The 20,390-nt window shown below is 64.5% G+C and carries 17 protein-coding genes and 1 pseudogene; 13 read left to right on the forward strand and 5 right to left on the reverse strand.

The genetic code is table 11. The features are described 5' to 3' along the window. Positions 1-884, reverse strand: an 884-nt coding sequence (locus tag DDF70_RS29565) for a transglycosylase domain-containing protein (protein WP_425374131.1), incomplete at its 3' end; no start/stop codon positions are given. Positions 885-1,147: 263 nt separating this feature from the next. On the opposite strand from DDF70_RS29565, the pseudogene DDF70_RS29570 reads away from it, so the two are divergent. Together DDF70_RS29570 and DDF70_RS29575 are read left to right on the forward strand one after the other, a co-directional pair. After that, positions 1,148-1,667 (forward strand): annotated as a pseudogene (locus DDF70_RS29570) (IS6 family transposase); the annotation flags it as partial. A gap of 64 nt (positions 1,668-1,731) precedes the next feature. Continuing rightward, positions 1,732-1,949 (forward strand): DDE-type integrase/transposase/recombinase (locus tag DDF70_RS29575; protein ID WP_425374132.1); only part of this gene is annotated, 218 nt, incomplete at its 3' end. A 312-nt stretch (positions 1,950-2,261) separates the two neighbouring features. Here the strand turns inward: DDF70_RS29575 and DDF70_RS29580 are convergent. The 4 genes from DDF70_RS29580 to DDF70_RS29595 are packed head-to-tail and all read right to left on the reverse strand — an operon-like array spanning position 2,262 to position 5,549. Continuing rightward, positions 2,262-2,981: a FadR/GntR family transcriptional regulator gene (locus DDF70_RS29580; RefSeq protein ID WP_114948277.1), complete on the reverse strand. Its 720-nt coding sequence runs from the start codon at positions 2,979-2,981 to the stop codon at positions 2,262-2,264. 42 nt (positions 2,982-3,023) lie between these two features. Then, positions 3,024-3,761, reverse strand: a complete 738-nt coding sequence (locus tag DDF70_RS29585) for an SDR family NAD(P)-dependent oxidoreductase (RefSeq protein ID WP_114948278.1) — start codon at positions 3,759-3,761, stop codon at positions 3,024-3,026. A 19-nt stretch (positions 3,762-3,780) separates the two neighbouring features. Further along, positions 3,781-4,551: an SDR family oxidoreductase gene (locus DDF70_RS29590; protein ID WP_114948279.1), complete on the reverse strand. Its 771-nt coding sequence runs from the start codon at positions 4,549-4,551 to the stop codon at positions 3,781-3,783. After that, complete coding sequence (locus DDF70_RS29595) at positions 4,548-5,549, reverse strand: NAD(P)H-quinone oxidoreductase (protein ID WP_114948280.1); 1,002 nt, start codon at positions 5,547-5,549, stop codon at positions 4,548-4,550. Before DDF70_RS29595 ends, DDF70_RS29590 begins: the two co-directional genes overlap by 4 nt. Before the next feature lie 210 nt (positions 5,550-5,759). Here DDF70_RS29595 and DDF70_RS29600 point away from each other — a divergent pair, with 210 nt between their 5' ends. The 11 genes from DDF70_RS29600 to DDF70_RS29650 form a co-directional block, all read left to right on the forward strand. Beyond that, the gene (locus DDF70_RS29600; RefSeq protein ID WP_114948281.1) at positions 5,760-6,974 is read left to right on the forward strand and encodes an ABC transporter substrate-binding protein; all 1,215 of its coding nucleotides are present in this window, start codon (positions 5,760-5,762) and stop codon (positions 6,972-6,974) included. 96 nt (positions 6,975-7,070) lie between these two features. After that, positions 7,071-7,943, forward strand: coding sequence for a branched-chain amino acid ABC transporter permease (locus DDF70_RS29605; protein WP_114948282.1), 873 nt, complete (start codon positions 7,071-7,073; stop codon positions 7,941-7,943). 4 nt (positions 7,944-7,947) lie between these two features. Beyond that, the gene (locus DDF70_RS29610) at positions 7,948-9,783 is read left to right on the forward strand and encodes a branched-chain amino acid ABC transporter ATP-binding protein/permease (protein ID WP_114948283.1); all 1,836 of its coding nucleotides are present in this window, start codon (positions 7,948-7,950) and stop codon (positions 9,781-9,783) included. Further along, positions 9,767-10,471, forward strand: a complete 705-nt coding sequence (locus DDF70_RS29615; protein ID WP_114948284.1) for an ABC transporter ATP-binding protein — start codon at positions 9,767-9,769, stop codon at positions 10,469-10,471. Before DDF70_RS29610 ends, DDF70_RS29615 begins: the two co-directional genes overlap by 17 nt. A gap of 14 nt (positions 10,472-10,485) precedes the next feature. Then, positions 10,486-11,919 (forward strand): aldehyde dehydrogenase family protein, encoded by a 1,434-nt coding sequence (locus DDF70_RS29620; RefSeq protein ID WP_114948285.1) that lies wholly within the window; start codon positions 10,486-10,488, stop codon positions 11,917-11,919. A gap of 4 nt (positions 11,920-11,923) precedes the next feature. Then, entirely contained in the window at positions 11,924-12,721 is a 798-nt protein-coding gene (locus DDF70_RS29625; RefSeq protein ID WP_114948286.1) for a shikimate dehydrogenase family protein, read from the forward strand. Continuing rightward, positions 12,718-13,464, forward strand: a complete 747-nt coding sequence (locus DDF70_RS29630; RefSeq protein ID WP_114948287.1) for an SDR family NAD(P)-dependent oxidoreductase — start codon at positions 12,718-12,720, stop codon at positions 13,462-13,464. The genes DDF70_RS29625 and DDF70_RS29630 overlap by 4 nt, the downstream gene beginning before the upstream one ends. 10 nt (positions 13,465-13,474) lie before the next feature. Further along, complete coding sequence (locus DDF70_RS29635; RefSeq protein ID WP_114948288.1) at positions 13,475-15,682, forward strand: alpha-ketoacid dehydrogenase subunit alpha/beta; 2,208 nt, start codon at positions 13,475-13,477, stop codon at positions 15,680-15,682. Next, complete coding sequence (locus tag DDF70_RS29640) at positions 15,679-17,067, forward strand: FAD-binding oxidoreductase (protein WP_114948289.1); 1,389 nt, start codon at positions 15,679-15,681, stop codon at positions 17,065-17,067. The genes DDF70_RS29635 and DDF70_RS29640 overlap by 4 nt, the downstream gene beginning before the upstream one ends. Before the next feature lie 44 nt (positions 17,068-17,111). Beyond that, the gene (locus DDF70_RS29645; RefSeq protein WP_114948290.1) at positions 17,112-18,716 is read left to right on the forward strand and encodes a GMC family oxidoreductase; all 1,605 of its coding nucleotides are present in this window, start codon (positions 17,112-17,114) and stop codon (positions 18,714-18,716) included. A gap of 38 nt (positions 18,717-18,754) precedes the next feature. Further along, positions 18,755-20,390 (forward strand): electron transfer flavoprotein-ubiquinone oxidoreductase (locus DDF70_RS29650; protein ID WP_162820339.1); only part of this gene is annotated, 1,636 nt, incomplete at its 3' end.

A 20,390-nucleotide genomic window follows, 5' to 3' on the forward strand; every position in this document is an offset into this window, starting at 1 on the left:
ATGAAGCCGAGCTCGTTCATGGCCGCGATCACCAGCTCCGCACGGGCCTGCGCGCGCTCGGGATTGCGGTTGGGCGCAAGACGCGAGGGCGACTGGACCAAGCCCGCCAGCACGGCCGCTTCCGAGAGCGAGATGTTGCGGGCCGATTTGCCGTAATAACGCTGGGAGGCGGCCTCGACGCCGTAGGCGCCGGCGCCGAAATAGACCCGGTTGAGATAGAGTTCGAGGATCTGGTCCTTCGAGTAGTTGCGCTCGAGCCAGAGCGCCAGGATCGCCTCCTGGATCTTGCGCGAGGCGGTGCGCTCCTGGGTCAGGAAGAGGTTCTTGGCGAGCTGCTGGGTCAGGGTCGAGCCGCCCTGCAGGCCGCCCTTATGGGCCAGGTTGCGGTAGACCGCGCGGGCAATGCCGACGGGATCGATGCCCCAATGGTCGTAGAAGCGCCGGTCCTCGATCGCCACGAAGGCCTTGGGCAGGTAGGGTGGCAGCTCCTGCAGGGAGACCTCGCGGCCACCCGTTTCGCCGCGGTTGGCGAGAAACGAGCCGTCGCTCGCCAGGATGGCGATGTTCGGGGGCCGTTTCGGCACGGTGAGTTGATCGATCGGAGGTAGCTGCGAGGCGTAGTAGGCGACGATGCCGCCCAAGCCGACGACGCCGCACAGGCAGAGCCCGAGCCCGGCATAAACCACCTTGCTGAAGAACGAGCCGCCGCTTGTGCGCTGGGCCTTCTTGGGATGGCGAGGCCCGTCATCGCCGGTTTGAGAGGCTCGCCGGCGCGCCACGGCCTCGTCCTCCCGATCCTCAGACGTGAAACGAGAATCCAGCTCCTGCGCTTCCGTAGCCGGCGTGTCGACAACCGGCTCGCGCCGGTCACATCCGTTCGCCACGTGTCATCAACCCCATTCCTGTAGTCGGTGCAATCGGGCGTTTCTGCCATAGGGTCTTGGCGCAACCAAGCCCCGTGACGGACATAAACATCGCTCCTTGAGACCCCACGCGTGATGAGGGCACCGTCAATTGAACTGAGTAAAGGCGGTTTTCCGCTGCTCTCAGCTCTTCCGGGACGGGTCTAAGCTCTTGAGTCTGCGTGGCCTGCTCCGGATCGAAGCAGCGGGAAGGGCAAGTAAAAGCGTTGAGTTGACGGTGCCTTGCCAACCGGATCCGCCGAGGTCTGCCCGCATCCGGAGACAAATGGCATCTTGATGAGGTTGCGATCAGCATCGCCGGCAAGAAGCACTGGCTGTGGCGAGCTGTCGACCAACATGGAGTCGTGCTCGACATCCTAGTCCAGAGCCGCCGCAATGCCAAAGCAGCCAAGCGGCTGTTGCGCAAGCTGCTGAAGAAGCAGGGGATAGCGCCCCGCGTGATGATCACCGATAAACTGGCCAGTTATGCCGCTGCAAAAAGGGCCGTGATGCCGAGTGTTGAGCATCGACAGCAAGGGCTTAAACAATCGCGCGGAGAACTCGCATCAGCCGACCCGACGACGGGAGCGCATCATGAAGCGCTTCAAGTCAGCCGGGCAGGCGCAACGCTTCCTCTCAGTCCATGATCAGGTGGCAAACCTCTTCCGTCGTCCTGCCAACACCAATGCCGCCGATCATCGCCGTGCCCGCGCTCGGGCGTTTCAGACCTGGGCTGAGGTAACCGGAGCCGTGACTATCGCCTGATCCTTCCTCAAACGACAGTCAGTGCACCCTTCTCCGATAACTTGACGGTGCCCCCAAGGCTATCCTGCGCCTGCAGAACGAAGGGCTTCTGCCGAACGATGTGGTACACCGCACCTCGAAATATCTGAATAACATCCTTGAGGCGGATCATGGCGCGCTCAAGCGCGTGATCCGGCCGACACGCGGCTTCCAGAGCATGAAAACCGCCGCCGCAACTCTGACGGGTTTTGAAGTCATGCGCATGATCCGCCGCGGTCATCACAACAAGCGGGGATGGCAAGCNCTGCCTGAGCGGCCCGTTAAACTGGGTCCGTTATGCCGTTTTCAAGTTACTGCAACGGTGCCCCTTAAACACACCACCCTCCATCCTTGAGCCCGGGGAGGATTGGCTGAAACTCCGAAACAAAACGTTTGCGACGGATCCCTCTCATTACCTGACCAAGATCGTTTGCATGGGCGGCTATCTCGCGCGCAGGCATGATCTTCCCCGGGCAACACCGTCATGTGGAGAGGACTATCGCGGCTGATGGACGTCGAACTCGGCGCCAGGATCAGAGCGCAGATCTATGGGTAATTGAAAGGATGAGCGAGCGGTTACGGCTCCAGATAAAGCGCCAGCCGCTGCGCCGCGTTCTTGAGGTGGGTCTCGGCCGCGTGCCGGGCACCCGCCGCATCGCGATTGACGATGGCGCCGAAGATCGCCTGGTGCTCGGCCTGCACGGCCTGCGTCAGGCCCTCCAACCGGGCCGTGTTGGCCCTGGCTGTGCGGATGAAGGTGCGCACGCGCCGGTCGAGGAAGTCCGACATGTCGCGTAAGACCGGGTTCCGAGCCGCTTCCACGATAGTCCGATGGAAGGCGAGATCCTCGTCAACACCGGATTCGCCCCGGTCGATGGCCTGCTGCATGGCATCGAGCTGGACCTGAATGGCTTTCAGGTCCTCGTCCGACCGGCGCGCGGCCGCGTGCTCGGTCGCGCTCGCCTCGAAGGCCATCAGCAGTTCGACGATATTACGGATCTCCTCCCGGTTCGTGAAATCCGCAATATCGAGACGAAAGACCGATACGGCGCCTGGATCCTCCACGAAAGCTCCCGCGCCCTGTCGCGTGGTGACGAGCCCGTCATGCTTCAACCGGCCGATGGCTTCACGCACCGTCGGGCGGCTGACGCCGTAGGTTTCGGAGATCTGCTGCTCGGTCGGCAGCTTCTCGCCAGGGCGCAGGCGCCCCGATACGATTTCGTCCCGCAGGCGCACCGCGACGGTGTCGGCCAACGAGGGACCCCGATCGATGATGCCGCGTGAATGTCGTGCCATGGGAGGTTGTTCCTTGCCTTGGCTCCCGGGAGCCATTGAACCTCAACTGCCTATGTAGAGTCCGCCGTTCACGTGCACACTCTCGCCCGTGATGAAGCTCGCCCAATCCGAGCACAGGAAGGTGACGAGATGGGCGACTTCCTCCGCCGTGCCGAGACGCTTCAGCGGTGTCTGATCAATAAGCCCGGGGCGAGCCGCGAGCAGCGGCTGCACCATCGGGCCCTCGATCAAGCCGGGCGATACCGCATTGACGCGCACCCGTGGGGCGAGTTCCAGCGCAAGCGACCGGGAGAAGGTCAGCACTGCGCCCTTGGCCGCGGCATAATGCGAATGCATGTAGCTGCCCCGATGACCTGCCATCGACGCGATGTTCACGATGGCGCCGCCGTCCCGCAGGACAGGGATGGCCGCGCGGCAGGTGTAGAACACGCCCGACAGATTGACATCGATGGACTGACGCCACTGCTCGTCCGTCATGTCGTGGACCATCTGGTCGCGGTAGATTCCCGCGCCCGTGACGACGAAGTCGACCGCGCCGAATCGCTCCTTGGCGTCCCCAAGGCAGCGATCCGCGTCCGCGGACACGGACGCATCGTGCCGCAGACCGACGACGCGTCCGCCTGAAGGGTCGAGTTCGCGCGCGAGCGCGGCGACGCCGGATTCGTCGAGATCGGTCAGGACGCAATTGGCCCCAAGAGAATGGAAGACCTTTGCGATCGCACGGCTGATGCTGCCGCTCGCGCCGGTGAGGAACAGGGTTTTGCCGGAAAAGTCGAACATGGTTCCGCTAATCCGTTCCTCAGGTGAGAAGCCAGCCGCCGGCCACGTCGCAGACCTGACCAGTCACAAAGGCCGCTCCGTCGGAGGTCAGGAACAGGCATGTATTCGCCACGTCCTCCGGGCTCCCGAGACGCCGCAGCGGCGTGGCGAGACGAGCGGCCTCATTGGCCTCGGGTGCCGTTCCCCGCACGAGCGGCGTGTCGATTCGTCCCGGCGCGACGGCGTTGATGGTGATCCCGTAGGGACCGAGTTCGCCGGCCAGATGCTTCGTGAACCCGATGAGGGCCGCCTTCGAGGCCGCGTAGTGTACGCCCACGATGTCGCAATAGGTCTTGCCGGCCACGGACGAGAGGCTGACGATTCGGCCGCGACCGAGTTCGCGCATGCCCGGCACGACCGCCTGCATGCAGTTGAACGCCCCAGTCAGGTTCACGTCGAGGACGCGACGCCATTCAGCAGGGCTCATCTCCCAGGCCTGCGCGCGTTTTCCATCCGCGCCGGACTTCGGCGAAATGCCCGCATTGTTGACCAGGATTTCGATGGTGCCTAATGCCTCGGCGGCCTTGCGGCAGGCGAGGGCGACCGCGTTCTCATCCGCGACGTCGGCCGCGAGGGCAATCACCTTGTACCCTTTTTCGCGGGCCGCGGCTGCGGCCTCTTCGGCAAGGGTCAGGTCATGATCCACATAGGCGACGCGGGCGCCGGCGGCCGAGTGGGCATCCGCGATGGCGCGTCCGATGCCGCGTCCCGCGCCGGTGATCAGGGCAACGCGCCCGACATGTGAACTCACTTGCGGATCTCCAGCATGATCTTGCCCTGGTGCGCGCTCGATTCCATCAGCTGATGGGCTTCGCGTGCCTGTTCGAGCGGGAAGGTGGCATGAATTACGGGCCTGACAGCTCCCTTTTCGAGGAGGGGCCACACGTCTTGGCGCAGAGATTCGGCGATCTCGGATTTGAGCTCGACGGAGCGCGGGCGCAGCGTCGAGCCCGTGATCGTCAGACGGCGCAGCATCACGGGCATGAAGTCGATGTCGACCCTGCTCGCCTGCAGGAAGGCGATCTGAACGAGGCGGCCTTCGAGGGCCAAGATCGAGATGTTGCGCGCGATATAGGGGCCGCCGACCATGTCGAGAACGACGTCCACGCCCTTTCCGTCCGTGAGCCTGCGAACTTCCTCGACGAAGTCGCTCGCCCGGTAATCAATGGCCACATCCGCGCCAAGTGAGCGGCAGAAGTCGCATTTGTCAGGCGAACCGGCGGTCGCATAGACGGTCGCGCCGAATTGCTTCGCGAGCTGGATTGCGGTTGAGCCAATTCCGCTCGATCCGCCATGGACCAGCAGCGTTTCGCCCGCTTTCAGGTGGCCGCGCGTGAAGACGTTGTCGTAGACCGTGAAATAGGTCTCGGGAATGCCGGCCGCTTCCAGCAGCGACAGGGGAGCCGGGATCGGCAGGCAGAGAGGCGCATCGGCCACGCAATATTCCGCATAGCCGCCGCTTGCCACCAGGGCGCAGACCTGATCGCCCACCTTTAGATGACCGACGTCGTTCCCGACGGCGACGATGCGCCCGGAGATTTCGAGCCCCGGAATATCGGTCGCTCCGGGAGGAGGGGGGTAACCTCCGGCGCGCTGCAGGCAGTCCGGGCGATTCACGCCCGCGGCCGCGACCTCGATCAGGACCTGCCCGGGGCCGGGCTGAGGGAGGGGCGCGGTCTCCAGGCGAATGACCTCGGGTCCGCCGGCTCCGTCGAAACGGACCTGACGCATTGTCTCGGGGATCGTCATTGCAAAAATTTCCTCCTGCGGGGGGAGCGCTGTTTGCAGCCGGTTGACCCGGCCGTCATGCTCGACCTTAGGATTAGCAACTTTCTACTTGTCAGGCAACTTGGTTATCTGCATAAATCTGCCCGCCGGATCACAAAGGTGCCGGTCGGAATGTGCCGCGCGGCGCTGCTCGGAACGCGGTCCCGATGGAAGGGACCTCAGGAGGAAACGATGAAGTTGATTTGGAAGGTGGCCCTTGCCACCGGCTTGGCCCTGGGAGCAACTCAGGCTTCTGCTCAGCAGGCCGTGAAGGTTGGCGCGCTGTACCCGTTCTCGGGCGGCCTCGCCCTTCTGGGGGACGAAAGCTTCCGCGGTCTCGAGATCGCCGTCGAGGAGCGCAACGCCGCTGGTGGACTGAACGGCAAGAAGATCGAGCTCGTGCGCGGCGATGCGGTCGATCCCAACCAGGCTGTCGGCGAGGCGCGCCGTCTGACGTCGGTGGAAAAAGTTTCCGCGATCTTCGGCACCTATTCCTCGTCGCTGGCCATTGCGGCCACGCAGGTCGCCCAGCTTGCAGGCGTTCCGTATTTCGAGCTCGGAGCGATTTCCGATCCGATCACTGAGCGCGGCCTGAAATACGTGTTCCGCACCAACCCGACCTCCAAGGACTTCGCGAACCGGATGGTCGACTCGGTGATCGAGGCCGTTGCGCCGGCGCTCAACCTGGATCCCAAGAGCCTCAAGATCGGCATCATCCATGAGGATTCGCTCTACGGCCAGACCGTATCCGGCTTCCAGCAGGCACGCGCCAAGGAGAAGGGCCTGAACCTCGTCGAGACGCTGCCCTATTCGGCGAAGTCGGTGGACCTGACGCCGGTCATCCTGCGTCTCAAGTCCGCGGGCGTGGACGTGGTGCTGCAGACCTCCTACCAGAACGACACGGTTCTGTTCTTCCGTCAGATGAAGGACCAGGGCTTCAAGCCCAAGGCCGTGATCGGCGCGGGCGGCGGCTATTCGACCCGCGATACCGCACAGGCCGTCGGCAACGAGAACATCGAAGGCGCTCTCAACGTCGACTTCCCGCAATACCGCACGAATTCGCAGGCCGCTCCCGGCATCGACGAGTTCGTGAAGAAGTATCAGTCCAAGTACGGCATTCCGCCGCGCTCCGGCCACAGCCTCACCAACTACATGGGCGCCAACGTCTTCCTCGACGCAATGACCGCCTCCAAGGACCTGAAGGCCGACTCTATCCGCGAAACCCTTCTGAAGGTCGACGTGCCGGTCGGCAAGACCGCCACCGGCTGGGGCGTGAAGTTCGACGAGAAGGGCCAGAACACCCGCGTCAGCCCGTTCCTCATGCAGTGGCAGGGCGGCGAGCTCGTGACCGTGTTCCCCGCTGAGGCTGCCGTCGCCAAGCTGAAGACCGGCGTCGGTTCGAACTGACCTCCGTCCGACCTGCGGTCTCCGGGAGCGGAAGCGTTCCTCGGAGACCGCCTTTTCATCCCCTGACCATTCCTGCTTGCGTCCCGGAGTTTCTGGATGGACGTTCTCGTACAACTCATCCTCAATGGCATTCTGCTCGGCAGCATGTATGCCATCATCAGCGTCGGCCTCACCCTGATTTTCGGGATCGTCCGGGTCGTCAATTTCGCTCACGGCGAGTTCCTGATGGTCGGCATGTATGCCGTCTATCTTCTGGGAACGCATTTCGGCCTCAACCCATATGTGTCGATCGTTCCGGTCGTCATCCTGCTCTTCGTGCTGGGTGCGCTGGTGCAGCGCTTCATCATCCAGCCGCTTCTCGGAGCCGATGAGCACATCCAGATCTTCGCGACCGTCGGTCTGTCCACGGCCCTCGTGAACCTCGCCCTCCTGATCTTCGGCGCCGACCTCTATTCGCTGACCGTGCCGGGCGCCCGCCAGTCCATCGCATTCGGCGGACACACCCTGCTGGTCGGCCAGCTCATCATGTTCGTTTGCGCGTTCGTCCTCGTGGCAGGTTTGCATTTCTTCATGCAGACGACGGCACTGGGGCGCGCCATCCGCGCGACTGCCCAGAACCGCAACGCGGCGCTCCTCATGGGCGTTCGGGTCGACCGGGTCTACGTCATCACCTTCGGTCTCGGCGCTGCCTGCGTAGGTCTCGCGAGCGCGCTCCTGATCCCGCTTTATCCCGTGACGCCGACCATCGGCACCTACTTCGTGCTGACCGCCTTCGTGGTCGTGGTGCTGGGCGGCATGCGCAGCATCTACGGGGCCTTCGTGGGCGCCATGATCATCGGCATCGTGGACAGCCTCTCGGGCTACTACATCGCTCCCGACCTCAAGGAAGTGGTCTATTTCGCCATCTTCATCCTCATCCTGATCTTCAAGCCGACCGGCCTGTTCGGCTTCGGCCGCGGCACGGAGTGACATCATGACCGCCAAAGTCATTGCGCCACCTGCGACCGGTCAGCAGAGCACGGGCCTTCTGTCCCGCCTGACGAACCCGCGGGTCTATTGCGCGCTGATCGCGCTCTCCCTCCTCCTCATCGTGCCGGCGCTCGTCGACTCGCCTTTCGTCGTGCACGTCTTCGTGACGATCTGCGTCTTCGCGGCTCTCTCGACCGCCTGGAACATCGTCGGCGGCTATGCGGGACAGCTCTCGCTGGGCCACACCGTGTTCTACGGCATTGGCGGCTACACGACCGCTCTCCTGATCCAGCATTTCGGCATCAGCCCCTGGATCGGAATGTGGGCCGGCGCCGCGTTGTCCGCCGTGGTGGGCATCGGCATCGGCTATCCGTGCTTCCGCCTGCGCGGCCCGTTCTTCTCGCTCGCGACCATCGCGTTCCTGGAAGTGGTGCGCCTGCTGTCGATCCACTTCACCGGCCTGACCGGCGGCGCTGCCGGCCTTATCGTCCCGCTCAACCTCGGCTGGGCGTGGATGATCTTCGAGGACAAGTTCAACTACCTCTACATCGCGTTCGGGCTGCTCGTGCTGACGCTGGTCGTCTCCTGGTCCATCCGCAACTCCCGCCTCGGCTTCTATCTGACGGCCGTGCGCGAGCGTGAAGATGCGGCCCTGGCGGCCGGCATCAATAACACCGGGGTCAAGCTGAAGGCCGTGATCGTTTCGGCGGCGCTGACCTCGCTCGTGGGCTCCTTCCATGCCATGTACATGACGTTCCTCGAACCGGCGACGATGTTCTCGCTCGCTACCTCCATCGAGATCGCCATGTTCTCGCTGATCGGCGGCCTCGGAACGGTCTTCGGCCCGCTGCTCGGCACCGTGCTGGTGGTCCCGATTGCGGAACTCGCCCGCGGCTGGCTCGGCGCATCCGCGAACGGCCTTCATGGCTTCGTGTACGGCACCGTGCTGGTGATCATCACCCTGACCCTGCCGGGCGGTCTCGTCGGAACCTTCGGTGCGCGCGTCAGCCAGTGGATCGACCGCCTGCCGGGCGGCGGCCGTCGTGACGACGACTATGCGGCTCCCGCGCAGCGTCCGATCTCGGGCGAGCCGGGTCAGCCGATCCTCCAAGCGAAGAACCTCGTGATGAAGTTCGGCGGCCTGACCGCGACCGACAACGTCTCCATCACCCTTCGCCGCGGCGAAATCCTCGGCATCATCGGCCCCAACGGCGCCGGCAAGACGACCCTCTTCAGCCAGATCTCGGGCTTCCTCAAGCCGACATCCGGTACCGTCCGCATCGTGAGCGGCGATGGCCAGATGACGAGCCCAGCCTCGGCGGACGAATTCGCCCGGCTCGGCGTCGGCCGCACGTTCCAGATCGTGCAGCCCTTCGGCAAGCTCACCGTTCTCGAGAACATCATGGTCGGCGCCTTCATGCGCCATCCCAAGGTGGACGATGCCCGCGCGGCGGCCCTCCGGGTCGCCCGGCTGGTGGGCCTCGAGGACATCAAGGACGTGGAGGCCCGCAACCTGCCCATCGGCGGATTGAAGCGCCTCGAGGTCGCCCGGACGCTCGCGACGGAGCCTTCGATCCTTCTCCTCGACGAGGTGATGGCGGGTCAGAGCCAGTCCGACACGGTGAAGATGGTCAACCTCATTCGCACCATTCGCGACACCGGCGTCACGGTCATCGCGATCGAACACAACATGCAGGCAATCATGAGCCTCTCAGACAGGATCGTGGTGATCGATTCCGGACGCGTGATCGCACAAGGGGATCCGCAGGATGTCGTGAAAGACAGGCGGGTGATCGAGGCCTATCTCGGAGAGGACTTCGTCGATGCTCAAGGTATCTAACGTCACGGCGGGCTACGGCCGCACTGTCATCCTTCAGGATATCTCGATCGAGATCGGCCGTGGCGAGGTCGTTACCATCATCGGCTCCAACGGGGCCGGGAAGACGACGCTGCTGCGCACCATCTCGGGGCTCGTGAAGCCGACGAGCGGCGAGATCACCTTCAACGGCGAGCGCATCGACGGGCACAATCCCTCCGAGATCGTCGGGCGCGGGCTCATCATGGTGCCGGAGGCGCGCCAGCTCTTCCCGGTCATGACCGTGCGCGACAACGTCATGATGGGTTGCTACCACCCCAATGTCCGGGAGGGCGCCGCGAAGCGCTTCGAGGAAGTGCTCGACATCTTCCCCCGTGTCAGGGAACGTCTCGATCAGCTGGCAGGCTCCCTGTCCGGCGGCGAGCAGCAGATGGTGGCGATTGCGCGCGGCCTCATGGCGTCGCCGAAGCTGCTGATGCTCGACGAGCCGTCCCTCGGCCTCGCGCCGCTGATCGTCCAGCAGATGTTCGGTATCGTCGACCGCATCTGTCAGATGGGTACCACGGTGCTTCTCGTGGAGCAGAAGGCCTTCCACGCGCTCAAGATCGCCGAGCGGGCCTATGTGATCGAGAACGGGCGCATCGCCATGGAGAACACCGGCGTCGGCCTCCTGGCCGATCCTCACATCAAGACCGCGTATCTCGGAATTTAACGGACAAGACGGCAATGCTGCACCGGAACTATATCGGCGGAGAGTGGGTCGAGGGCGTCGCCACGAACCTGAACATCAATCCGTCCAACCTTGACGACGTCGTGGGCGAATACGCATCGGCGGATGCGTCCCAGACCGAAGCCGCTATTGCAGCCGCTCACGCGGCCTTTCCCACCTGGGCTGCATCGAGCCCGGAGGTGCGGTCCGACATTCTCGATCGGGTCGGCACCGAACTGCTGGCGCGCAAGGATGAACTCGGGCGACTCCTGTCTCTCGAAGAGGGCAAGACTCTGCCGGAAGGCATCGGCGAGGTCGTGCGGGCCGGACGGGTTTTCAAGTTCTTTGCCGGCGAGGCCCTTCGGCTGACCGGCGACCGTCTCGCTTCCGTGAGGGCGGGCGTCGATGTGGAAATCGTCCGCGAGCCGGAAGGCGTGGTGGGGCTGATCACCCCCTGGAACTTCCCGATTGCCATTCCGGCCTGGAAGATCGCTCCGGCGCTCGCCTATGGCAACACCGTGGTGTTCAAGCCGGCGGATCTCGTTCCCGGCTCCGCCTGGGCGCTTTCCGAGATCATCACACGGGCCGGCGTTCCGGTAGGCGTGTTCAACCTGGTGATGGGTCCGGGCTCGCAGGTTGGCAATGCCATCGTCAGGTCGCCGCTCGTGCGGGCCTTGAGCTTCACGGGCTCCGTGCCGGTGGGACGCCGCCTCGCGGGCGATCTCGTGGCGCGGGGTGCCAAGATCCAGCTCGAGATGGGCGGCAAGAACCCGCTCATCGTGCTCGACGATGCGGACCTCAAGGTCGCGGTCGAGTGCGCCGTCAACGGCGCGTTCTTCTCCACCGGCCAGCGCTGCACCGCGTCCTCACGCCTGATCGTGCAGGAGGGCATCCATGACCGGTTCGTCGCGGCCCTGAAGGAGCGCATGGCGGGCCTCAAGGTCGACGACGCTCTGAAGCCCGGCACCGATATCGGACCCGTGGTCAGCCGCTCGCAGCTCGAGCAGGACATCGGTTACGTCGATATCGGCCGTAAGGAAGGCGCCAAAGTCGTGATCGGCGGCGAGGCCCTGGATCGCGGCACGCCGGGCCACTACATGGCGCCGGCTCTCTTGACCGAGACCAGCAATGACATGCGGGTCAACCGCGAGGAGATTTTCGGCCCCGTCGCGACGGTCATCCGCGTTCGCGATTATGAGGAGGCGGTTTCCATCGCGAACGACACGGAGTTCGGCCTGTCGTCGGGCATCTGCACCACATCCCTCAAATATGCGGGCGACTTCAAGAAGCGCTCCAGCGCCGGAATGGTCATGGTGAACCTGCCGACGGCGGGCGTCGACTATCACACGCCGTTCGGTGGTCGGAAAGGTTCGTCCTACGGTCCCCGCGAGCAGGGCGCCTATGCGCGCGAGTTCTACACGGCGGTGAAGATCGCCTACACGCTCGGGTGATGCGGTGACGGCGATTACAGGCCACACGACCATCTGGGGCATCCTGGCGGACCCGATCCACCACGTGAAGACGCCTCAGGCCCTCAATGCGATGATGCATGAGCGGGGCGTCGACGGCGTCATGATCCCGCTTCATGTGAGAGCAAGCGACCTCGACACCTTCGTGACGGGGCTCCGGTCCATGCGAAACTTGAAAGGGTTCGTGGTCACCGTTCCGCACAAGACCGCCATCGTGGATCTCTGCGACGAAGTCAGCGATCACGCGCGTGCCATCGGGGCGGTAAACACCGTACGGCGTGAGGCCGATGGCCGCCTCGTGGGCGAAATGCTCGACGGGGCGGGCTTCGTCTCGGGCCTGCGCCAGGGCGGCATCGATCCACGCGGACGCAGCGTCTACCTGTCCGGCGCCGGCGGCGCTGCCAACGCCATTGCGTTCGCGTTGGCGGAGGCCGGAGTGTCGCGCCTCACCATCGCCAATCGCACGCGAGCCAAGTCCCAAGACCTGCAACAACGGCTTGCGAAGCACTATCCGGCGGTTCCAGTCGAGATCGGGACCCCTGATCCGACAGGGCACGACATCGTCGTGAACGCGACGTCCCTCGGATTGAAGGACGGCGATCCGCTTCCGCTCGACGTGGATCGTCTCTCGGCCGATCAGATCGTCGCCGAGATCATCATGCAGCCGGAGATCACCGCTCTCCTGGCTGCCGCGAAGAAGCGCGGCTGCCGGACCCATCCAGGCCAGCCGATGCTCGCCTGCCAGCTCGAACTGATGGCCGCGTTCATGGAGATGCATCCGTGAGCCTCGAAGGACGCTGCGTTCTCATCACGGGCGGCGCATCCGGGATCGGCCTCGAGCTTACTCGGACGTTCGTCGCTCGCGGTGTGCGCGTGCTCGTCATGGACCGGGACCCGAAAGCGCCGGAGGCCGTTCGCGATCTCGAGAACGTGGTCGTCGCCTCCGGCAGCGTGACCGAGCCCGCGGACGTGAAGGCTGCCTTCGACCTGGCGGAATCGTCTTTCGGTCCCGTGGACGTGGTGTTTGCCAATGCGGGCATCTCGCAGAACTGCCCGACCCTCGACCTCGATCTCGAGGGTTGGCGGCGCGTGATGAGCGTAAACCTCGACGGCGTGTTCCTGACCGTTCAGGAAGCAGGCCGCCGAATGATCCCGCGAGGGCAGGGGCGCATTATTCTCACGTCCTCCATCTATGGTGTGGTCGCGGCTCCCGAGAGGCTGGGCTATGTGGTCTCCAAGAGCGGCGTCTCCGCGATGACGAAGGCGCTCGCCGTGGAATGGGCGCAGCATGGCATCCGGGTGAACGCCATCGCGCCGGGTTACGTCCGCACGCCCTTCGTCGAGGATCTGCAGGCGCGCGGACGACTCGATATCGGGGCGCTCGAGAAGCGCACACCCATCGGACGTCTCATCGAAACTCACGAAGTGGCCGAGGTCGCCACGTTCCTGGCGTCTGATGCATCGGGTCCCATGACAGGCCAGATCGTCGGCGTGGACGGCGGCTGGACGGCATACGGCTACGTTTAGGAGAACTGCCATGCCTGTGCGGACAAGGCTGGAGACAGCGGCTCCCTGGATCGAACTGCGTACGACCCGCGAGGACTGGGATGCGGCCGATCCCGTGCTGCTCGGCGAAATGCTCACGCAGCTGCATCTTATCAGGGCCTTCGAGGAGACGGTTCTCGATCTCGCCGGCGAAGGGCTCGTACATGGTCCGGCCCATTCGTCCATCGGGCAGGAGGGTGGCGCCGTCGGGTCGGTCGTCGGCCTGCGCGTGACCGATCAGGTCAACGGCTCGCACCGTGGCCATCATCAGTTCCTCGCGAAGGCGTTGGCCTATGTGGCGCCCCGTCTCGATCCGAAGGCGGAATTCTCGCCGGAGGTCGAGCAGGTGCTGCACAGGACCCTGGCGGAAATCCTGGGACTCGAGCCCGGCTTCGGCCATGGACGGGGCGGCTCCATGCATCTGCGCTGGGCGGAAGCCGGTGCGCTTGGCACCAACGCCATCGTGGGCGGTGGCGTGCCGCTTGCGGCCGGTGCCGCCATGGCCCACAAGATGGCGGCGACCGGCGACGTTGCCGTCACGTATTTCGGAGATGGCGCGATCAATATCGGCGCCGCGCTGGAGACCATGAATCTCGCAGCTGCCTGGTCGTTGCCGATGCTGTTCTTCGTCGAGAACAATCTTTACGCGGTCGCCACCCGTGTCGATGAGGCCACGCGCGAAGGCCGGTTGTCGGGACGCGGGTGCGGCTTCGGAATTCCCTCCTGGCGCGTCGACGGCATGGACCCGCTCGCCGTCCATCTCGCAACCCAGGAAGCGCTGGCGCTGCTGCGCGACGGCAAAGGACCGGCGCTGATCGAGGCGGAGGTCTACCGCTTCTTTCACCAGAACGGACCCTTGCCGGGCTCGGCCTTCGGCTACCGAAGCAAGGACGAGGAGGCGTCCTGGCGCGCCCGCGATCCGCTCAACCGCACGACCGGGGAAATGGTGAGGCGCGGCCTCATCGCCGATGCGGATGTTTCCGATCTGCGCGACCGGTGCAAGACCGTGATGACTCGCCTGGCCGAGAGCCTTGTCGAGCCCCACGGCAATACGCGGCGCATCCGCCCGGACATGTGGCCCGACACGGCGTTCGTCGACGTGGGCATTCGGGGCGAACTGCCAGATTGGCGCAATGCCCGGATCGTCGAAGGCGTATCGTATGACGGTCCCGTTCGTGAACGGAAATTCGTCGACGCCATCGCGGACGTGCTGCACCGGCGCTTCGAGACCGATTCCTCCCTCGTGGTCATGGGCGAGGACATTCACCGCCTGAAGGGTGGCACCAACGGCGCGACCCGAGGGCTCGCGGATGCATTCCCGGGCCGCGTTCTCGGAACGCCGATCAGCGAGGCGGCTTTCACGGGGCTTGCGGGCGGACTCGCCATGGACGGCCGTTACCGCCCGATCATCGAGTTCATGTATCCCGATTTCATGTGGGTGGCGGCAGATCAGGTGTTCAACCAGATCGGCAAGGCGCGTCACATGTTCGGCGGCGATGCGGACATGCCGCTCGTGCTGCGGACGAAGATCGCCATGGGTACGGGATATGGTTCGCAGCACTCCCTCGATCCGGCTGGCGTGTTCGCCACTTCGCCTGGATGGCGCATCGTCGCTCCGTCGACGCCGCACGATTATGTGGGCCTCATGAACGCGGCCCTGCAATCCCGCGACCCGATCCTCGTCATCGAACACGTGGATCTCTACCAGACCATGGGCGCTCTGCCGGCGGATGACCTCGATTACGTCATTCCTCTGGGCCGCGCCCGCGTCGTGCGGCCTGGCCGCGACCTGACGGTGTTGACCTATTCGGCCATGGTGACGCGCAGCCTCGAAGCGGTCGAGCGACTCGGGGTTGATGCTGAAGTCATCGATCTGCGGAGCCTCGACCGCGCCTCCCTCGACTGGGAGACCATCGGGGACAGCATCCGACGAACCAACAACGTGGTCATCGTGGAGCAGGGATCCATCGGAACCTCTTATGGGACCATGCTGTCCGACGAGATCCAGCGCCGCTTTCTGGACTGGCTCGATCAGCCCGTTCAGCGCGTGCACGGCCGGGAGGCGTCCCCGACCATTTCCAAGATTCTGGAGCGCGCGGCCTATGCGGGAACCCGTGAGGTCGCCGAGGGCCTCGCCCTTGCCATGGCGGCCAAAGGCATGCCTGTTGACGGGGCAATTCTCAATGAGGCAGTCAGATGAGCACATCGTCCGATGTTACGGAGCGCCTGAAGGGCATTCTCGGATCCGCTGGAGTCATGACCGACTGGGCCGACCAGGAGCCCTATGCGATGGATTGGCGCAAGCTCTTTCCCGGCAAGCCCGCCTGCGTCGTCCGCCCGTCCTCGACCGAGCAGGTGGCGCAGATCGTGCAGATCTGCCATGAGGCCGGCGTTGCCGTCGTGCCCCAAGGCGGCAACACCGGACTGGCAGGCGGCGCCGTCCCGGACAGTTCCGGCACGCAGGTTCTGTTGTCCCTCAACCGCATGGCAGCGATCCGCAACGTCGATCCTATCGGCATGACCATCGAGGCCGAGGCCGGATGCATCCTGAAGGTTGCTCAGGATGCGGCTTCCTCTGCCGGGCGTCTGCTGCCCATCAGTCTCGCGGCCGAGGGCTCCGCCACCATCGGCGGTGTCGTCGCCGCCAATGCGGGTGGGGTGAACGTCCTGCGCTATGGCATGACCCGCAACCTCGTCCTGGGCCTCGAAGTGGTCCTGCCCGACGGCACCATCGCCAACGGTTTGCGCAGGCTGCGCAAGGACAATGCCGGATACGACTGGAAGCAGCTCTTCATCGGCAGCGAGGGCACCCTCGGGATCGTCACCGCAGCCGTCCTGCGACTTCTCCCACGGCCGAAGCACTCTGTCACGGCACTCCTGTCCGTTCCCGATCCAGATGCCGCATTGCGGCTGCTGGAACTCGCCCAGGACGAGCTTGGTGATCAGGTCACGGCTTTCGAGCTGATTTCACGCACCTCCCTGGGACTCGTCGCAAGGCATGCAGGACTGAAGCCTCCGATTGCCGAGGGCGAGTGGTTCGTGCTCATCGAGGCGGCTTCCAGCCTTGCGGGCCTGCGCGAGGCTGCGGAGACGATGCTCGGCTCCGCTTTCGAGCACGTGATCGCGCTCGATGGCGTGATTGCCGAGTCGGGTGCGCAGGCGGCGCAGCTTTGGGCCTTGCGCGAGCACGTCACGGAATCCGAGGCGCGGGAAGGCAAGAGCGTCAAGCACGACGTGTCCGTGCCGCTCACCTCGGTTCCCTGTTTCCTTGCGGAGGCCGGCGAGGCGCTGGCCGCCGGCGCGCCGGGCACCAGGGTGAATGCCTTCGGCCACCTGGGTGACGGGAACATCCATTACAACGTGCTCGTGGATGCCGGCCACGACGCGAACGTCATCAACCGCATCGTGCACGACGTGGTCGCCGCTTACGGCGGCAGCATCTCGGCGGAGCATGGCATCGGACAATATCGCGTCGGAGAGCTGGCGAGGTACCGCTCTCCGGTCGAGATGGACATCACCCGCAAGCTCAAGCGGGCGCTGGATCCGGAAGGGCTCCTCAACCCCGGCAAAGTGCTCTCTGCCTGATTGAGCCCGCATCTCGCGGGCCTGAATTCCTGAAAGCGTACCGCATGGAATATTTTGATTATATCATCGTCGGTGGCGGCACGGCTGGCTGCGTGCTGGCGAACCGTCTCACCGAGAACTCTCAATACAAGGTGCTAGTGCTCGAGGCCGGCGGTCCGGACAACGGATTCTGGATCTCGATCCCAGCCGGTTTCAGCAAGCTTCTGACAAACGCGAAGTATAACTGGCGCTTTCAGACCGAGCCGGAGGAGAACGTCTACAATCGCACCATCGTGGTGCCGCGCGGGAAAGGACTGGGCGGCTCGACGCTCATCAACGGCATGATCTTCGTTCGCGGTCAACCTCAGGATTACGATACCTGGGCGCAGCGTGGCGCGACCGGCTGGAGCTTTCAGGACGTCCTTCCCTATTTCAAGAAGCTCGAATCCTTCGAGGACGGAGAGAACGAGCTGCGCGGCGGAAGCGGACCGCTCAGCGTCGTGCGCGTCGCTGAGCGACCGGAGATTTCGGAAGCCTTCATCGAGGCGGCGCAGCAGGCGGGCTATCCCAAGAACCCCGATTACAACGGAGCCGATCAGGAAGGCTTCGGATATTATCAGGTCAACCAACGCAAAGGGCGCCGCTGGAGCGCGGCGGATGCCTATCTGCGTCCTGCCATGTCGCGGCCGAATCTCGAGGTCCGCACCCATGCCCATGTCCTGCGCATCAACTTCGAGGGAAAGCGCGCCATCGGCGTGACATATCGGGTCGGCAACGAAGAGAAGCAGGTGAGGGCGCGGGCGGAAGTGATCCTCACGGCCGGTTCCGTGCAGACGCCGCACCTGTTGGAGCTGTCAGGCGTGGGCGACCCGAAGTCCCTCGCGGCTGCGGGGATTCTTGTCGCGCATGAACTCCCCGGCGTGGGCAACAACTATATCGATCACTTCGCCACTCGCATGAACTGGCGGGTGAAACTCCCCGTCACGCTCAACGAGATGACCCGAGGCTGGCGCTTGGGCGCGGCCGTCGCGCAGTACTACCTGACGCGCAAGGGGATCCTGACATTCGGCACAGGCCTTGCTCACGGCTTCGTCAAAACGCGGCCGGAACTCGAAACGCCGGACGTGCAGTATTTCTTCATGCATGCGAGCTACGCCAATGCGGGCGAGCGCAAGCTCGACCGGGAGCCTGGCATGACCATCGGTGTGACGCAATTGCGTCCGGAATCGCGGGGTTCGATTCACATCAAGTCGCCGGATCCCACCGTTGCGCCTGCGATCCGGCCGAATTTCCTCTCCGTGCGGACCGACCAGGCATCTCTTATTGGTGGCATGCGGATCGCTCGGCAGATCGTCGAGCAGTCGGCCATGGACAAGTACCGCGCCTACGAGATGAATCCTGGTCCCCAAGTGAACACGGATGACGAATGGCTCGATTTCGCCCGGCGCAATGGCCAGACCATCTATCACGCCATCGGCACCTGCAGCATGGGCAAGGGCCCGCAGGCAGTCGTGGATGAGCGCTTGAAGGTCTATGGGCTCGAAGGGCTCCGCGTGGTCGATGCGTCGGTCATGCCCACTATGGTGTCCGCCAACACGCAAGCGGCCGTTCTGATGGTCGCCGAAAAGGGCGCTGACCTCATCAAGGCCGATGCGCATGCGAAAGTCTGACAAGCGAGACAGCCGTCGCTGATTGAGGAGTTGTGAGGATGTCCGATCTGCCTGCCCGTGAATCGATGGAGTTCGACGTCGTCGTCGTGGGGGCAGGGCCTGCCGGCCTGGCGACGGCGATCCGGCTCAAGCAGCAGGCGCTGGAGCAGGGCGCGGACATCTCGGTCGTGGTGGTGGAAAAAGGCTCCGAGGTCGGCGCCCATATCCTCTCCGGCGCGGTGATCGACCCTATCGGCCTCGACGCGCTCCTGCCGGACTGGCGCAATGATCCCGACCGGCCGCTCAAGACGCAAGTCACCGCCGACGAGTTCATGTATCTCGGCCACGCCGGCGGGGTGACGCTGCCCAACGTGTTCATGCCCAAGCTCATGAACAACCATGGCAACTTCGTCGGCTCGCTCGGCAACGTCGCCCGCTATCTCGGCCGCAAGGCCGAGGAGCTGGGGGTGGAGATCTATCCCGGCTTCCCGGCCGCCGAGGTGCTGGTCGAGGACGGCAAGGTGGTGGGCGTCGCCACCGGCGACTTAGGTATAGGCCGTGACGGCGAGCCCAATGCCAACTTCACCCGCGGCATGGAGCTGCGCGCCAAGTACACGATCTTCGGCGAAGGCGCGCGGGGCTCGCTGACCAAGCAGATGATCGAGCGCTTCGGCCTGAACCAGGGCCGGGATCACCAGAAATACGGCATCGGCATCAAGGAGCTGTGGCAGGTCAAGCCCGAGCACTTCCGGTCCGGCCTCGTGCGCCATTCCATGGGCTGGCCGCTGCCGAACAACGCGGGCGGCGGCTCCTGGCTGTACCATTTCGACGACAACCTGGTGTCCGTCGGCTTCGTGGTGCACCTGAACTACAAGAACCCGACCCTGTCGCCGTTCGACGAGTTCCAGCGCTTCAAGACGCACCCGATGGTGCGTGACGTGTTCGAGGGCGGAAAGCGCATCGGCTACGGGGCGCGGGCCATCATGGAGGGCGGCTGGCAGTCGGTGCCGCGCCTGTCCTTCCCGGGCGGCTGCCTGGTCGGCGACTCGGCAGGTTTCGTGAACGTGCCGCGCATCAAGGGCAGCCACAACGCGATCCTGTCGGGCATGCTCTGCGCCGACCACGTCTTTGCCGCCCTGCAGGCCGGGCGCGCCCGTGACGAGGTGGCGGCTTACGAGGAATCCTGGCGCGCCTCGCCCATCGGCTACGACCTCAAGCGGGTGCGCAACGTGAAGCCGCTCTGGTCGCGCTACGGCACGGCGGCCGGCGTGGCGCTCGGCGGGCTCGACATGTGGCTGACCGAGATCTTCGGCTGGTCGCCGTTCGGCACGATGAAGCACGGCAAGCCCGACTACGAGACCTTGCTGCCCCTCGATCAGGTCAAGCCGATCAAGTACGACCGGCCGGACGGGGTGCTGACCTTTGACAAGCTGTCCTCGGTGTTCCTGTCGAACACCAACCACGAGGAGGACCAGCCGGCCCACCTCAAGGTGAAGGACATGGGGCTGCAGAAGGCATCGGAGCTTGGGGTCTATGGCGGCCCCTCGCAGCGCTACTGCCCGGCGGGCGTGTACGAGTGGGTCGAGGGCGAGGGCGGACCGCGCTACCAGATCAACGCGCAGAACTGCGTCCACTGCAAGACCTGCGACATCAAGGATCCGAACCAGAACATCACCTGGGTCACCCCCGAAGGCG

The sequence above is a fragment of the Microvirga calopogonii genome, assembly GCF_003347665.1.
GTDB classification, from domain to species: Bacteria; Pseudomonadota; Alphaproteobacteria; order Rhizobiales; family Beijerinckiaceae; genus Microvirga; species Microvirga calopogonii.

Bases quoted from the DNA above. Each gene is read 5' to 3' on its own strand.
- DDF70_RS29580 (WP_114948277.1), bottom strand. From the start codon at position 2,981: ATGGCACGACATTCACGCGGCATCATCGATCGGGGTCCCTCGTTGGCC.
- DDF70_RS29585 (WP_114948278.1), bottom strand. From the start codon at position 3,761: ATGTTCGACTTTTCCGGCAAAACCCTGTTCCTCACCGGCGCGAGCGGC.
- DDF70_RS29595 (WP_114948280.1), bottom strand. From the start codon at position 5,549: ATGACGATCCCCGAGACAATGCGTCAGGTCCGTTTCGACGGAGCCGGC.
- DDF70_RS29600 (WP_114948281.1), top strand. From the start codon at position 5,760: ATGAAGTTGATTTGGAAGGTGGCCCTTGCCACCGGCTTGGCCCTGGGA.
- DDF70_RS29605 (WP_114948282.1), top strand. From the start codon at position 7,071: ATGGACGTTCTCGTACAACTCATCCTCAATGGCATTCTGCTCGGCAGC.
- DDF70_RS29610 (WP_114948283.1), top strand. From the start codon at position 7,948: ATGACCGCCAAAGTCATTGCGCCACCTGCGACCGGTCAGCAGAGCACG.
- DDF70_RS29615 (WP_114948284.1), top strand. From the start codon at position 9,767: ATGCTCAAGGTATCTAACGTCACGGCGGGCTACGGCCGCACTGTCATC.
- DDF70_RS29620 (WP_114948285.1), top strand. From the start codon at position 10,486: ATGCTGCACCGGAACTATATCGGCGGAGAGTGGGTCGAGGGCGTCGCC.
- DDF70_RS29635 (WP_114948288.1), top strand. From the start codon at position 13,475: ATGCCTGTGCGGACAAGGCTGGAGACAGCGGCTCCCTGGATCGAACTG.
- DDF70_RS29640 (WP_114948289.1), top strand. From the start codon at position 15,679: ATGAGCACATCGTCCGATGTTACGGAGCGCCTGAAGGGCATTCTCGGA.
- DDF70_RS29645 (WP_114948290.1), top strand. From the start codon at position 17,112: ATGGAATATTTTGATTATATCATCGTCGGTGGCGGCACGGCTGGCTGC.